The organism is Paraburkholderia sp. HC6.4b (assembly GCF_014200875.1).
GTDB lineage: Bacteria > Pseudomonadota > Gammaproteobacteria > Burkholderiales > Burkholderiaceae > Paraburkholderia > Paraburkholderia tuberum.
Map to the genome: position 1 here is coordinate 102000 of NZ_JACHDC010000026.1, position 14148 is coordinate 116147.

Sequence of the window (14148 nt, forward strand, 5' to 3'; positions counted from 1 at the left end):
TTCCGCTTCAGATAAGGACCGCGTATGAGCGACCCAGCACTGGATGCCGCCGGCTCATCCCTGCCCCTCTCCCCGCTGCCGCGCCCGGAGAGAAACCCGGCCACGGCGCATGCGCGCAGCGACGCGCGTGTCGATAGCGCCGGCAAGGAGCACGCGATCGACGCGATGCGAGGCTTCGCCGCGCTGCTGGTCGCCTACTTTCATTGCCGCCAGATCGTGTGGGTCGGCATGCAGGCGTTTCATCAGAGCGTCGGACATTCATTGAGTCCCAGTAGTCTCGCCGCGTATCTGACGTTTCCGATCGCATGGGGCTCGGCCGGTGTGCCGATGTTCTTCGTCATCAGTGGCTACTGCATCCATCGCGGCGGCGCGCTGCGGCTCGCGGGCAATCCCGCTTACCGGCTCGATGCAGGCAACTTCTGGCTGCGGCGCTTCGCGCGCATCTACCCGGTGCTGCTCGCGGCGCTCGTACTGACCTTCGCGCTCGATTCGTTGAGCCTGCAATTGCCGCCCGTCAGTCACAAGATTCGCGACATCGGCTGGCATCCGTTTCTGGTCAACCTGTTTTCGCTGCAGGGTGTGGCGGGTAAAACGTATGGCTCGAACGGCGCGCTGTGGACGCTGTCGCTCGAAGTGCAGTTCTATGCGATCTATCCGCTGCTGTTCGCGCTACGCAGACGCATCGGCATGAACGCCGTGCTCGCGCTCGTCGGCGCGATCAACGTTGCGTCCGCGTACGGGTTGGAGCGCCACGATCTGCAGTTCTTCACGTCGTACTGGTTCTCCTGGACGCTCGGTGCGTGGATCGCCGACGCCAAAACGCGCAGCGTGCAAGCGGCGCGTGCGCCGGCATCGCTGTACGTGCTCGCGGCGGTATTGATCGCGGCAGGCTGCGTCGCGTTTCATTTCGGCCAGTACGGCGCGTTCCAGATATGGGCTCTCGGCTTCGCGTGCTATCTGTACAAGGCGCTCGATGGACGTCATGCCCCCCGGCGTGAAACGGGCGGCGTGCGCGCGCTGCTTCGTGCCGGGTCGGATGCAGTAGCGCGCCTGCTGTCGCGCGTCGGCGACTTCAGCTTCTCGCTGTATCTGATCCATCTGCCGATCTTCGTACTGCTGTCGGCGTGGCTGTTTCGTTCGTCACTGCAGATGTCGATCTGGCCGTCGTTCGGCTATATGCTGGTCGCGGTGCCGGCCGCCTATGTATTCTATCGGCTCGTTGAGTTGCCTGCGATGAGGTGGTCGGCGAGTTTTAAGCCTAAAGGGCGCTGATAGAACGTTGACATTGGATCAATCCCGCGCGTTCGGGTGCTTCACCATCATTTGATCTCGCTGAATAGCAACGTCGATACCTGGTGCTCGTCCTGAATGGAAAATTGAAACGGTATCTCTGGATGCGTAAATTTGAGCCGGAGTTGCTTTAGAGCCGGGACCGGGACAAATCGCTGATTCTTAAACGTGTAGTACGACACTAACAGGCCAACGCGGGATGCCTGTGCATCGTCGAATACGTAACTGTTATTCGGAAAGGCAAGCTTCCCTTCCTTCGTCGCCACGACGGCCCGACATGACGAAAGTAAACTCGGCAGATGAAGAAACGTCGGCTTGCGCGCTAGAGGGTTGACCAGCAGCGAGATCTGCCGGTATCGACTTCCGGCTTCGCCCGAACCGTTGCCGTGCCCTTCCACGCAGAGTAAGGGCGGATGCGTATCGGTTCGCGCTGCAATGAATACGTTGGCTGATTGCGGAAAGATTTCCGACACATGCTCTCCGGGGAATGTCGTAGCGTGCGCAAAGCGATAGGATTTGCCGTCGACTGCCAGGCGATCCTTCCAGAGTTCAATGTTTAGCGTTTTCCGTTCCAGTTTGGCTTGCAGCTTCATAAAAGTGCCTGGCTCGCCTGGGTAGGAATAGACCACGCCGGCGTTTTGATCGGTCGGGTCACCGTTTCGTTTGATCGGGTCGCCAAACACTGCCCCCGCCTGGGCAACGTACAAGGCTTCGTAGCTGTCGTAAGACTGAGCCGCATGTGCGCTGCCAGATAGGGCGGCCATAGCCGCCACCAGTATCGTAGTGATTGTCATCGGTATGCTTTGGCGCCTGTCGCTTTCAGATAGTCGGGGTTAAGCGTCCAGAAAATCGTGCTTCCGTGGGCAGCACTGGAAAAGCAATCGCAGATCCTTATTGATCGGATCACTCATCGCCCATTCCCTGCACGCCAAGCCACGACGATCAGATTCGGATGATCCTTCACCGGAATTGAACGCGTTTTCCCTTCTGCAAGCGGCACGTCCTCAACGAGTGTCCGTACGCAGTTCAACAGCTTGTCGCACATCCACGCGCAGTTCCCTCTCGTTACAGATCGGACTCAACTCAATTTCGATTTATTTCTTGCGTCCAAGAATCGTTTTAACCGTTGAGCATTCCGGATGCTCCGACGATTCCATATCGTCCGGACAAGACAACCATTCATAAAATTCGAGCCTCTGTTTTGCCGCATCCTGCCTGCAGGCCGCCACCTGGAAGTCTGTATCAGGCATATAACCGCCTTTCCAGTCGTTGAATGCCATCCCAAATAACTTGCAATCGGATTGCAATTTTTCTTCCCACAGCTTGTGATTTTTCGCGAGTTCCGCGAGCGCTTCGCCCTTAGCGTTGGCGTGGAGATTTCGATAGAGTTTTTCAGCGTCACTTAGCATGCTTTTCGTGTCGGCATTTGTACACGCCAGATAGTCATCGCGCGTTTTCGCGGATGCCTCGCAAGTCGCGTCTGCAAAGGCGGCCGACGTGCCGCATGATAGGATCACTGCAACCGTTATCTTAGTGAGTCGCATCATAATTCCCCGTAGCAAACAGTCGGCCCTCAGCACGACGGCGCCTGACCAACCCCAGTGGGTGTTTGCCATGCGCCGCTGTGTATTGCAGAAATTTCGACGGCGCTTGATCGTAATGACCGGTATTAACGAGCGCGAAAAACTCGTTATTTCCACTTCTATGATTGAAGATGAAATCAACAACCGCATCGTACTCGTACTGAAACAACGGAACAAAAATTCTGCTATTTAAAATTCGCTCGGCTTCGCGTAGATCATGATGAAGCAGTTTCAGCGCCTGCGGTTCGGTAATTCCATTTCCGTAAAGCGCTTCGGAAGGTGCACCGGATATTGGTCCGATATGGACCAGATGTCCGTATCCGATCGTGGAATTTCCGCCGCCGCCACCTCCATCCTTATCGTACAAATGCGACCGAAAGGCCTCCCACTGCGCAGTGAACTGAACTCCAGCTTGGGAAACATTCCACGGCTTGCCGATCCTGTCCGACTGGAGAATTACAAGTGAATTCGGGTTTGTATCTGTTAGTGCTGCTCCCAGTGCATCACGCATTACGCCTCCCTATGACCAATAAAGACGTGAATGGATCGCGCACCATGTGTCTGATAGCGCTTGGTGCGTCCCTGCGAATCGGTAATGCCGTGAACAAGTGCGCCCGATGGAAGTTGGGCGGTGTAATACGTATTAGGGAGTGCATTACCTCCAGCATCGGTTAGCGTGAACCGCTGATCGAAACGATTCCGTGAGCGTCCGCGACAATCGCACGCCCATGCGTAACCGAGGGCTTCGGCCATGTCGTAACCGTTTGAATACGACTTCAACCTATCGAACGGAAGCCATTCGCCGGTTTCGGCGTTCAGCACCATTGCAGACGGCATTGGCGGGAAGTTTGAGTAGATTGAATAGGTGATACGGCAAACTTGGCACTCTTCCTCCTCGTCCATGGCACTTTTCTGATTCTGTTGTTCCATTTGACCTCTGCTGATTTTCCAGAACACACCGACGAATTAATCATCCGAAGCAGCCACGGTCAACACCTTTAATTTGAGATTAAGACTTTTTGACAAATATTCACGATGATTTCGCGTATCTCATTTTCAATGCATATTTCCGCAATCGCGGTTCAACAAAAAGGGCGGCGTTGAGCCACCTTTACCGTCAGGAATCGATGCCGCCCGGGGTTCGGCCGGTGTGCCGGTGTTCTGCGTGATCAGCGCTATTGCATCCATTGCAGCGGCGCGCTGCGGCTCGCGGATAATCCTGCGTGCCAGCTTGATGCGGGCAACTTGTGGCTGAGGCGCTTCGCGCGCATGCCGAAGTCTCGATTTCGACCGCCACTCGCCGCGCGCCGTTTGATTGACACAGGCAAAGCCCCCTAAAATCATCCGTCGCCCATTCCATCTCCCTGTAGTCGCCTGCTAGCGTGGTAGCCCAACAACTCCAGGGGACATCGTAATGTCGTATCAACACGATCCGGATGCCGTGCGAGTGGTACTCAGTGCGCCTCAACTGGCGGCGGTGCTCTCCCGCCAGTCGATCAGCCCCACCGAAATGCTTTCCAACCGGCTATGGGGCGGTTTGCAGGTTGTCGGCGGGGTATTGGAAATGGTCGGGGCGGCGGCTCTGTGTGTGCTGCCCGAACCGACGATGGCGAGCAAGGCGGGGTGCGTTGTGTTCGGCGTGCATGGCTCAGATACGGCGTCGGCAGGTTTGCGACAAATCTGGACGGGCCGGGATACGGCCACGCTGACCCAGCAAGGTACGACGAAACTGGCCGAGGCGATGAAGGCCAGTCCTGACCTGGCAAACAAGATCGGCCTGTCAGTTGATATGATCGTGCCGTTTGGCTTCGCTGGCTCGATCAAGGCTGCACGCGTGGCCAGCGTCACGATGGGCAGGATCAATCTGCAAATGCATGAGGCGAAGGCCATTAATCCAAGGCTTGGCGGGCATACGATTCTGAAGCATGTTGAGAAGGACGAGGCATGGCTACGGGAACGCCTTAAACGGGAACCCCAAAAAAGGGTTGTTTCATCGTTTTATAATCTTCAGGTGGCAGAGTTGGCGATATCTGATGTAATGAACTCAAATGCCTTGAAAATACAGAGCTGGATACAATCTCCGAAAAACCGCATTCCCCTTACATTGGTCAAGAAAGTTTGTGGCGATATAGGATACGGGGTAACGAGAAAAACCAACGAACTGACCAAGATGCACGAAGTCACCGTAATTTTGAAGTTTCAGGAATATAATAATATGCCGTATTACATATTTACCGCCCACGTGGGCTAAGGATAGCCAATGCTATCAGATCGCTACCCTAGAATGTACGAGCTTTTCGGTGCGTATTTCAATGAGGATTTTGATTTGTGGGGAAACACAATCCCTGAAATTGTCTCATGCTATAGAAATGATAGCCCACTGGAATATCAAAAGGAAATAGTTGATGAAATAAATTCATTCATGAATGAGCATCCGTCCGACCTCGATTCTGCGTTCGAAAGAGATTACGGTGCAGGGATTGATCCCAATCTGTGGGGCCACACTACTGCTTCATTCCTTGACGAACTCAAGCGCCTTCTGAGCGAGTAATCAACCTGTCGCTGCGCGAGGAATAAAAAAAACGGAGCGAAAGTCGTTCGAGACTTTCGCTCCGCTACGCCAAGCAAGGACTGGCCAAGCCCTCGTCTATCCTCGCGTAAAAATCACCTCGTCACCGCGCTGCCACGCCGGTCAGAATCTGCGCAACCCCATCCACATAGCTGCGCGTGCCGAAGCGCTCCTGCGCGGTCCGATAGCCGTTCCTGACCAGTTTGTCGCGCAAGTCGCCGTTCGAGCGCAATTCGGCGAGCGTATCGGCGAGCGCGTGCGCGTCGCCCGGCGTACACAGCACGCCGTTCTCGTAGTCGTCGATGATTTCGAGCACGCCGCCTGCGCGCGACGCCACGACCGGCCGCTGCGCGAGCATCCCCTCGACGATCACGCGGCCGAACGGCTCCGGGGTGATCGACGTATGCACAACCGCATCGACCGCGCACATGCAGGCCGGAATATCGTGCTGGAAGCCGAGAAAATGTACGCGCTCGCCAAGCTTGTGCGCGGCGACGAAGGTGCGCAGTTCGCTCTCGTACTGGTCCTCGCCGAACAGCGCCGCGCCGACCAGCACTGCATGCATCTGCGGATTGAGCACCATCGCTTCGAGCAGCACATGCTGCCCCTTCCAACGCGCAAGCCGGCTGAACGAGCCGACGAGAAACGCGTCGCGCGGCAGATTCAGGCGCTCGCGCAGCACCGCTTGCGGCACCGTGCGCAATGCGTCGAACGGCTCCGCGGCAATCCCGTTGAACACGACGTCGATGCGCTTGCTGTCGAACCGCGTGAGCTTCGCAAACGCCTGCGCCGACGCAGCCGAATTGGCGATCACGTGCGTGAGGCCGAGCCGCGCGCACCACTTGATGATCGCAAGCTGCTTGCCGCCGAAATGCTCGGCGCTGACGATGTCGCGCAAATGCCAGACCACCGGCCGTCTCGCGAGCTTGCCGGCCACGGCGCCGATCACCATCGCACGCTGGGTGTTCGCGTAGATCACATCCACCTTGCGCGCGCGTTTCGCGGTGGCACGCACGAGTGAGATGAGTCCCTTCAACGCCTGACCTTTCGGCATCGAACCGCCCTGCTTGCGCACATTTTTGAGCGCGCCGGCATCGAGTACAGTGACCTCGACGCCGGTTTTCGCGAGTGCGGTGTTGAACGGCCCGTCGTCGAACAGCACGACCTCGATGCGCGAGCGCAGCGCCTTGACGATTTCGAGCAGCGACAGTTCGGCGCCGCCGAGCACGCCGCTCTGATCGACGGCAAGAATGCGCGGCACGTTCGCGGCGCCCTGCACGGCCGGCCGATACGGCGTATAGGCCGGCAGCGTCGCCGTGCGCAACGCGGGCACCGCCGCGCGCACCTGCGAGAAAAAGCGCTCGCGGAAATGCGCGGCCGAAAACTGCTCGGCGTTGCCGCGGCAATTCTCCGGCAGGAACCGGTGCCGAAGCTCGTCGAAACGATTCACGGCAGCGATGATCGAGTCGGTATCCTGTTCATCGAAGAACATGCCGGTCGGCTTCGGCTCCGACAGATCGCGCACCGTTTCGAGCGCCCCTCCCTTGCCGTACGCGATCACCGGCGTGCCGCAAGCCTGCGCCTCGACCACCGAAATGCCAAAGTCCTCTTCGGCCGCGAACACGAATGCCTTCGCGCGGCTCATGCGGTCCTTCAGCACCTCGAACGGTTGATAGCCCATGATCTCGACGTTCGGCCCCGCCTTCGCGCGGATCTGCGCCATGTCGGGTCCGTCGCCGATCACGACGAGCTTGCGCTCGGGCATCCGCGCGAACGCCTCGACGATCAGATCGATTTTCTTGTACGGAACCATGCGCGAGGCGGTCAGATAAAAGTCTTGCTTCTGCGTGCACAGCGTGAACGCCTCGACATCGACCGGCGGGAAGATCACCTGCGCGTCGCGCTGATACACCTTCTTGATGCGTCGCGCGATGAACGCCGAGTTCGCGACGAAGCCGTCGACCGAGTTGGACGTGCGGATATCCCAGTTGCGCATGTAATGCAGAATCAGCCGCGCCAGCGCCGACTTCGGGCCGTTGGTCAGCTTCGACTGCTGCAGATACTGATGCTGCAAATCCCACGCATAGCGGATCGGCGAATGCACGTAGCTGATATGCACCTGATCGGGACCGGTCAGAATGCCCTTGGCGACCGCGTGACTGCTCGAGATCACGACGTCGTACGCCGACACGTCGAGCTGCTCGATCGCGAGCGGCATCAGCGGCAGATACGAGCGGTACTTGCTGCGCGCGAGCGGCAACTTCTGGATGAACGACGTCGTCACCGGCTTGCCGCGCAGGAAGCTGCGATCGTCGAGAAAGTCCACGAGGCTGAACAGATCCGCATCGGGAAAGCACGCGATGATCTGCTCGAGCACTTTCTCCGCGCCCGCGTAGGTGACGAGCCAGTCGTGCACGATCGCGATGCGCACGCTTTTGCTCGCGCGCGGTGCGGTACGGCGCGGTGCCGGCTGGATGCCGGGCACGCTCGTCAGTTCGTCGAGCGCGCTGCGCGTCGCGGGCCTCAACAGGTCTTTTTCAAGGACGTCTTGATTCATGCGCTTTTCCTCGGATTCAGTCGCAATAGCAGTGAACGCGCAAGATTGCGCAAGGCGGGCGTCATCGTGATCGACCACGCGACGTTCGCGCCGACCATCAGCACACCGGCGGCGATCGCGAGCGCGAGGCTCGGCAGGAAGCTGGCGAGCCACAGGCTGGCGAGCAGGAAGGCGAGATGGGCGAGCATGTCGAGCACGATCTGGCGCGCGCGGATCGCGGCGAAACGCAGCAGCACCGCGTAGTCGAACAGCGCGCGGGCAGCAACTGCGACCGCCGCGCCCGTCAGCCCGAAATGCGTGATACCGAGCCACAGCGCGCCGGCGAAAAGCGGCAACTCGACGAGGCCGATGCGCGCGGCGGTGGCTGGATTGACCTGCGACTGAATCAGGATGCGCGTCACGTTCGCCTGGCCGACGAGCCACACGGCGACGATCATGATGCGGCCCACGGGCGCCGCGACCGTCGCGATCTCGTTGCCGACCCACAGATGCAGGAACGGTTCGAGCACCAGCATCGCGACGAGCGCGACCGGCGTGAACACGCCGTTCAGAAATTCGAGCGATTGCTGCGTGATCGTGTCGGCGTCGGCGCGGCCGACTGCGGAAAGCCGCGGAAACAGCGTGCGTACCAGCGCGGTCGGCACGATGTTCAGACGCGTGACGAGGTTCTGCGGCACCGTGTAGTACGTGACGAAACGCGCGCCGAGCCGTGAACCGAGCATGACGCGATCGAGCGAATCGGCGACCATCGTCGTCACGCTCGCGATCAGCATCCAGCCACCGAAGTTGAACAGCCCCTTTGCGACGCCGAGCCGCGGCGGCTGAATGCTGCGTATTTCAAGCACTTTCAGCGCGTAGCGGCCGAGCAGCAACGCCGCGAGAATCCGCGCGACGACTGCCGCGGCGAGTACGTTCTGCAAAGTCGCGCCGAGCCACCACGCGGCACCGAGCGGCAGCAGCTGGAACAGGAACGTGCCGATGGTCTGGTTCGTGTTGTAGACGCCGAAGCGTTCCGCGCCGTTGATCGCGCCCGCGAACACCCACGACACGTTCGCGATCGGAATCGCAACCGCGAGCCACGGCAGCGCCATATAGACTTCGTGCTGCAACTCGGGCGATACCTTCGTGAAATACGCGGTGTACAGGAACGCGCCGAAGTAGATGATCAGACCGCCCGCCACGCCGGTCGTCAGATTGAGCCACGTCGCGCTCCAGAACACGCGCGCGCTTTCCTGCTGATCGCCCGACGCGCGCGCCTTCGAAATATGGTTTTGCGCGGCCATGCTCATGCCGAGATCGAGAATCCCGAAGTAGCCGATCAGCGTCCACACGAGACTGATCACACCGTAGCGCTCCACGCCGAGCAGCCGGATATACGACGGCACGGTCACGAGCGACACGAACGTCGGCAGCACGAGCCCGAAAAAGTTGATCGCCACGTTCCTGAGAATGCCTTTGTCCATCGAATCCCTTCGGTTTTGCGGTTAGATTGCGTGCGGGGCTGCGTCAGCGAGGCCAACGCACCTCAAGGCTTCCAGCGATACATCAGCACCTTGCCGCGCGCGTCTTCCTCGACGAAGACGAGGTACTCGCCATCGCCGCGCTTCGTCGCGCTGATACCGTTCGGCACGTCGACCCAACCCGACGCGCGGCCCACTTCGGGGCCCGGCCGGATCACGCCGAGTTCCTTGCCGCTGTCCTTGTCCCACACGTGCACCGCGCCGACCGGCTCGACGCCGAACACGTATTGCCCCTCGACCGTGACGCCGATGATCGTCGCGATGGGCTTGCTCTGCGTCTGCCACGGCAGCGTGATCGCGTAGCGCTGCACCGGCTTGCCGCTCGACCACTTGTCATAGCGCACCAGCACGCGCCCCACTTCCTTCCAGAAGCCCTGCGCGGTCGGCATATCGGCCGTATAGCCGCTCACGTACATCGTGTCGGTGTCCGGTTCATAGATCGCGCGATGCAGTTCGCTGAACGGTGCCGGCACCGGGTACTGCGTCAGGTTCGAGTACGAGTAGACCGGGTTGCCCTTCGCGTCGAGTCCGCCGAAACGGAAGCGATAGATGCCCTTCGTATCCCGGGTACGCCAGATGTCGCCGGCCATATCGACCCACCAGCCCCAGCCGCCGGCGAGCTTCGTGCCGCTCGTGTTCAGCGTGTATTCGTCGCGATCGAAGCGCCCGTCGCCATTCGTGTCGCGCCAGATCCAGTCACCGCCCGGCGGTGCATTCGGCACCTTCGCGACCGCGCGCTCGCGACCTGCGATAAATCCCGAGGGAATCGCGGTCTCGCCGTCATGCTGCGGATCGAAGCGATAGATCTTCAGATGATCCGCATACATGTCGGTCAGATAGAGGAACGTGTGCCCCTTCAACCGCCGCGCGATCGGCAGACCCGGATACTGGTCGGTATGGAACACCGGATCGTCCGGGTACTTGAACCGATTCGACAGGAACCCCGCGTATTTCCAGTCCTGTCCAGACGGCTTCGACAAATCGAGTTCGAAGCGCTTGTTGCCGGTATAGACGCTGTCGGGCCGGGCCGGATCGATCCACGCGCCGTCGACGAACAGCAGCCCCTCGACCTGCCAGTTGCGCTTGCCGTTCGGCGCATAACTTTCGAGCGTCGCGCCGAGGCCCGCGCCGATCGGCTCGTAACGCGGACCGATGCCATTGGTCGACACGTACACGTTGCCGCGCGCATCGACACCCACGCCGGTCAACCCGTTGAATCGCAACGGTCCGGGCTTGCCCGCGACGCCGCTGAAAATGCCGCCGCGCTCGCCGAGCGTGCCCGACTCCGTGTAGCGGCCGTCGCGCTTCGTGAAGAACAGCACCTGCTGGCGCGGACCGTTATCGGCGATCAGGAGGCGGCCTTGCGCATCGACGGCGAGGCCGACCGCGACCGTATCGGCCGGCAGCGTGATGGTCTCGTCGATGCGCTGACCGGTCGCCGTGTAATGCCCGATACCCGGCGCGCGATCGCCGCGCGTGCCGCTGAGCACCCATAGCGTGCCGTCGGGCGCGAGCGCGATACGTCCAGGCTCGTGCACGTTCCACGTCGCTTTCTGCTGCATCGATTCGGCATCGTAGACTTCGATGCGATTGCGCGCGGTATTGGCCGCGAACAGCGTCGTGTCGTTCGCGGCGAGCCCGCCGATCTCGGCGTTCGTGCCGGTCGGCACTTCGTTCATCATCAGAAAGCCGGCCGCGAGCTGCGCGTGCGGGTCCGCGTTTTTAGCCGCGGGCTGAAACGGTGCCACGCGCTTCGGCTCGTCGATCAGGCGCCGCGAGATACCAAACCATTGCTTACCCTTGTCCGGCCACACGCCCGGCTCGACCAGACGCCCCTTCTCATTGCCGACCGCGATCGCAACGAATGCATATTTGCGGTTGACCGCGATCGCATTGCCGCCGGCGTTGCCCCAGCCATGCGTGCCGCCCGCGAAGCCGAGCATCTTGCCGTCCTGATAGACGCTCGCTTCAGCGCCGCTTTCGTCCCACGGCGCGTTCGTATAGACCTTGCCGTCGGGCGTGACCGCGATCGCGGTGATATCGATCTGCGTCCATGTGCCATCGCCAAAGCCGAAGCTGTTGCCGATCCATGAGGTCTTCGCGTTCAAAGCGGTTTCGGCGCGCGCCGGCAGACCGGCCGATGCGGCGACGACGCCGGCAGTGCAGGCTGTCACGGCGAACCAGCTTTTGAACGTGATACGGCGCAAGGCGGAACCTCCAGTCGATGTCCGGTCAACGCGATGCACGCGGACCTGCGCCCGCTCGGGGCGAAATTCAGTGATGTGGCAAAGCGAAACGAAGCGCAACCGATTGAAGCGCGGCGCCTGAAGGCAGCCGTCCGCACGGCTAAGTTACGCGGAAAAAATGCGGTGACGAAAATCGAAAATAATTCAAAAATATTCGTCCGCTTATACGTCGCAAAAGAAACGATTTTAAAAATCGATCAAAGCGCAAGCCTCGCCGTCAGTCGCCTCTGTCGCGACGATCCCCCGTTCCTACCGATGTGATATCACGCAATGCGCATTTATTACGGATTGCCCGATGCTCACCACATAAACATATAAATCTTTCGGGAATGGCCAAAGAAATACCCTGTTTCAATCTGATTCAATTAGCCGATTCCAACGGGTTTTTTCTCGAGTTTCTTTTCCCTAGAATCGATTGCACTTCAGTTGCGACGCGAAGCGCGCGCCTGTTCGCTGGCAATCCGTGGCGAACCGCGCGGCGCTTCGCCCGGCTCATCCGCTTTACACCATGGACGGTTCATGACAGCCAGCGCATTGCCCCTCGCGCCCTCCCATTCCCGCATCGTGCAGCTCGACGGTCTGCGCGCGATCGCCGTGCTCGCGGTGTTCGCGCAGCACGCGTTGAAAGCGCCGCTATGGATGGGCGTCGATCTGTTCTTCGTTTTGAGCGGCTTTCTGATCAGCGGCATCCTGCTCGATCGCAAGTCGCGCCAGCAGTCGTATTTCAGCTATTTCTATGCGCGGCGCGCGCGCCGCATCCTGCCGCCGTACCTGCTGCTGATGGCCGTGTCGTCGCTGCTGTTCGGCCTCGCGTGGGCGCAGCACTGGTACTGGTACGCGTTCTTCGCGACCAATATCGGCGATGCGCTCAATCAAAGCGGTCATGACAGCCTCAACGTGCTGTGGTCGCTCGCGGTCGAGGAGCAGTTTTATATCTTCTGGCCGTTCGTGATCCTGCTCGTGCCCGAGCGTCTGCTTGGGCTGGTGGCGGCCGCGCTGATCGTTCTGGTGCCGCTGCTGCGCGCGCTCGCGACACCGTGGTTCGATTCGTTCTGGCCGATCTACTACCTGACGCCGTTCCGCATGGATCTGCTCGCGGCCGGCGCGCTGCTCGCGGTTGCCGTGCGGCGCGATCGCAATGCGCTCGAACCGTTCAAGGGACTCGCGGTGCTCGGCGCTCTGGCCGCGCTCGCGGTGCTGGCATGGCTGCATCTGCACTACCCGCGTTTTCGCGCAGCGAATACGCCGTTGTCGAATGCCGGGCTGTATAGCGTGTCGCTGGTGCTGTGTACGTCGATCGTCGTGATCGCGCTGCAGAGCAAGGGCATCGTGAAGCGGCTGTTGTGCAATCGCGTGCTCGTTTATATCGGCACCATCAGCTACACGATCTATCTGATCCACCTGAGCGTGCTGTACATGGTGTGGCCGCTGCATCTGAATCGCTATCTGAGCGCCGCGATCGCGCTCGCTATCACGCTCGTGTACGCAAGCATCACGTGGTTCACATTCGAGAAGCGCCTGATTTTCGGCGCGCGCGGGTCGAGAGCGACGACCCGCGCCGGCGCCAACGTTGCGCGGCAAGCACCGCAAGGCCGCGCATGAGCCGCCAGGCCGTTGTTGCTGCCCACGTGCTGGGTATCGTGTCGGCGCTGATGCTGATCGCGCCGGCAACGCGCGCGGCCGTGGCCGGGCCGGCAGTGCCATCGCCGACGCAACTGCTGATCGACGCGTACGGCGACTCGACCACGCTCGGCATCACCTGCAGCGATGGCCACTGCGGCCCGCAAGCCCGCAACGCCGTCACGTATCTGCAGCAAGCGTTGCAGGCGCATGACGGCGAGCGCGTGCGCGTCACGAACTACGGCGTCGGCGGCACGATGGCCTGGCAGTTGCGCGACGGCACCGGCAATCGTCGCGCGGGGCCGACGGCGGGACTGCCGTGGCGCGAACGTCTCGCCGCCTCGCCCGCGCGGATCGTGTTGATCAACTACGGCATCAACGAAGTGATGCACAACCAGACGCCCGAGCAGTTTTACGCGGCCGAGACGTCGCTCGTGCAAACCGCGCGAGCGCTCGGCAAGGAGCCTGTTTTGCAGACCTCGAACCCGATGCCCGATGACCGGCTCAACGCCCGGCTCGCCGCGATGATAGCGATGACGCGACGCGTGGCCGCCGAACAGCAGGTGCCGCTCGTCGATCAATACGCGTATGTGAGCAGCCTGCCCGACTGGAAGTCGCTGATGTCGGACGGCGCGCATCCAAAGCCGGAGTTGTACCGGCTGAAGGCCGAACAGGATTATCGGGTCGTCGAACCGTTGGTGCGGCGGCTGCTGGACAACGCGCATTGAGCCAGGCCCTTAGGCGCGTTCCGTTCTCTTTTCTC

General features: G+C 60.6%; 14 protein-coding genes. 6 read left to right on the forward strand and 8 right to left on the reverse strand.

Translation table 11 applies throughout. The features are described from left to right. The first annotated feature begins 24 nt into the window (after positions 1-24). A complete protein-coding gene (locus HDG34_RS33010) occupies positions 25-1272 on the forward strand; it encodes an acyltransferase (RefSeq protein WP_184066586.1) in 1248 nt (415 codons plus the stop codon). Positions 1273-1319: 47 nt separating this feature from the next. On the opposite strand, the gene HDG34_RS33015 is transcribed toward HDG34_RS33010, so the two are convergent. From HDG34_RS33015 to HDG34_RS39960, 5 genes are all read right to left on the reverse strand, one after another. Continuing rightward, positions 1320-2084 carry a hypothetical protein gene (locus tag HDG34_RS33015; protein ID WP_184066588.1) on the reverse strand — a complete coding sequence of 255 codons (765 nt, stop codon included), beginning with the start codon at positions 2082-2084 and terminating at the stop codon, positions 1320-1322. Positions 2085-2384: 300 nt separating this feature from the next. Further along, the gene (locus tag HDG34_RS33020; protein WP_184146169.1) at positions 2385-2834 is read right to left on the reverse strand and encodes a hypothetical protein; all 450 of its coding nucleotides are present in this window, start codon (positions 2832-2834) and stop codon (positions 2385-2387) included. After that, complete coding sequence (locus HDG34_RS33025) at positions 2821-3384, reverse strand: lysozyme (protein WP_184066592.1); 564 nt, start codon at positions 3382-3384, stop codon at positions 2821-2823. Before HDG34_RS33025 ends, HDG34_RS33020 begins: the two co-directional genes overlap by 14 nt. After that, positions 3384-3803 (reverse strand): hypothetical protein, encoded by a 420-nt coding sequence (locus HDG34_RS33030; RefSeq protein ID WP_184066594.1) that lies wholly within the window; start codon positions 3801-3803, stop codon positions 3384-3386. The genes HDG34_RS33025 and HDG34_RS33030 overlap by 1 nt, the downstream gene beginning before the upstream one ends. Positions 3804-3929: 126 nt before the next feature. Further along, complete coding sequence (locus tag HDG34_RS39960) at positions 3930-4217, reverse strand: hypothetical protein (protein ID WP_184066596.1); 288 nt, start codon at positions 4215-4217, stop codon at positions 3930-3932. Positions 4218-4287: 70 nt separating this feature from the next. Between HDG34_RS39960 and HDG34_RS33040 the strand changes: the two genes are divergently transcribed. Together HDG34_RS33040 and HDG34_RS33045 are read left to right on the forward strand one after the other, a co-directional pair. After that, on the forward strand, positions 4288-5124 hold the full coding sequence (locus tag HDG34_RS33040) for an RNase A-like domain-containing protein (protein ID WP_184066598.1): 837 nt from the start codon (positions 4288-4290) through the stop codon (positions 5122-5124). Between the two features lie 9 nt (positions 5125-5133). Beyond that, entirely contained in the window at positions 5134-5424 is a 291-nt protein-coding gene (locus HDG34_RS33045; RefSeq protein WP_184066600.1) for a contact-dependent growth inhibition system immunity protein, read from the forward strand. Between the two features lie 121 nt (positions 5425-5545). Here HDG34_RS33045 and HDG34_RS33050 read toward each other — a convergent pair whose 3' ends face one another. The 3 genes from HDG34_RS33050 to HDG34_RS33060 form a co-directional block, all read right to left on the reverse strand. After that, positions 5546-7999 (reverse strand): glycosyltransferase family 4 protein, encoded by a 2454-nt coding sequence (locus tag HDG34_RS33050; protein WP_184066602.1) that lies wholly within the window; start codon positions 7997-7999, stop codon positions 5546-5548. Further along, entirely contained in the window at positions 7996-9462 is a 1467-nt protein-coding gene (locus tag HDG34_RS33055) for a flippase (RefSeq protein WP_184066604.1), read from the reverse strand. Before HDG34_RS33055 ends, HDG34_RS33050 begins: the two co-directional genes overlap by 4 nt. Positions 9463-9524: 62 nt before the next feature. Further along, complete coding sequence (locus HDG34_RS33060; protein ID WP_184066606.1) at positions 9525-11726, reverse strand: hypothetical protein; 2202 nt, start codon at positions 11724-11726, stop codon at positions 9525-9527. 33 nt (positions 11727-11759) lie between these two features. Between HDG34_RS33060 and HDG34_RS33065 the strand changes: the two genes are divergently transcribed. From HDG34_RS33065 to HDG34_RS33075, 3 genes are all read left to right on the forward strand, one after another. Continuing rightward, the gene (locus tag HDG34_RS33065; RefSeq protein ID WP_184066608.1) at positions 11760-12026 is read left to right on the forward strand and encodes a hypothetical protein; all 267 of its coding nucleotides are present in this window, start codon (positions 11760-11762) and stop codon (positions 12024-12026) included. A 258-nt stretch (positions 12027-12284) separates the two neighbouring features. After that, entirely contained in the window at positions 12285-13367 is a 1083-nt protein-coding gene (locus tag HDG34_RS33070; RefSeq protein ID WP_184066610.1) for an acyltransferase, read from the forward strand. After that, positions 13364-14113 (forward strand): SGNH/GDSL hydrolase family protein, encoded by a 750-nt coding sequence (locus HDG34_RS33075; RefSeq protein ID WP_184066612.1) that lies wholly within the window; start codon positions 13364-13366, stop codon positions 14111-14113. Before HDG34_RS33070 ends, HDG34_RS33075 begins: the two co-directional genes overlap by 4 nt. The last annotated feature ends 35 nt before the right edge of the window (positions 14114-14148 follow it).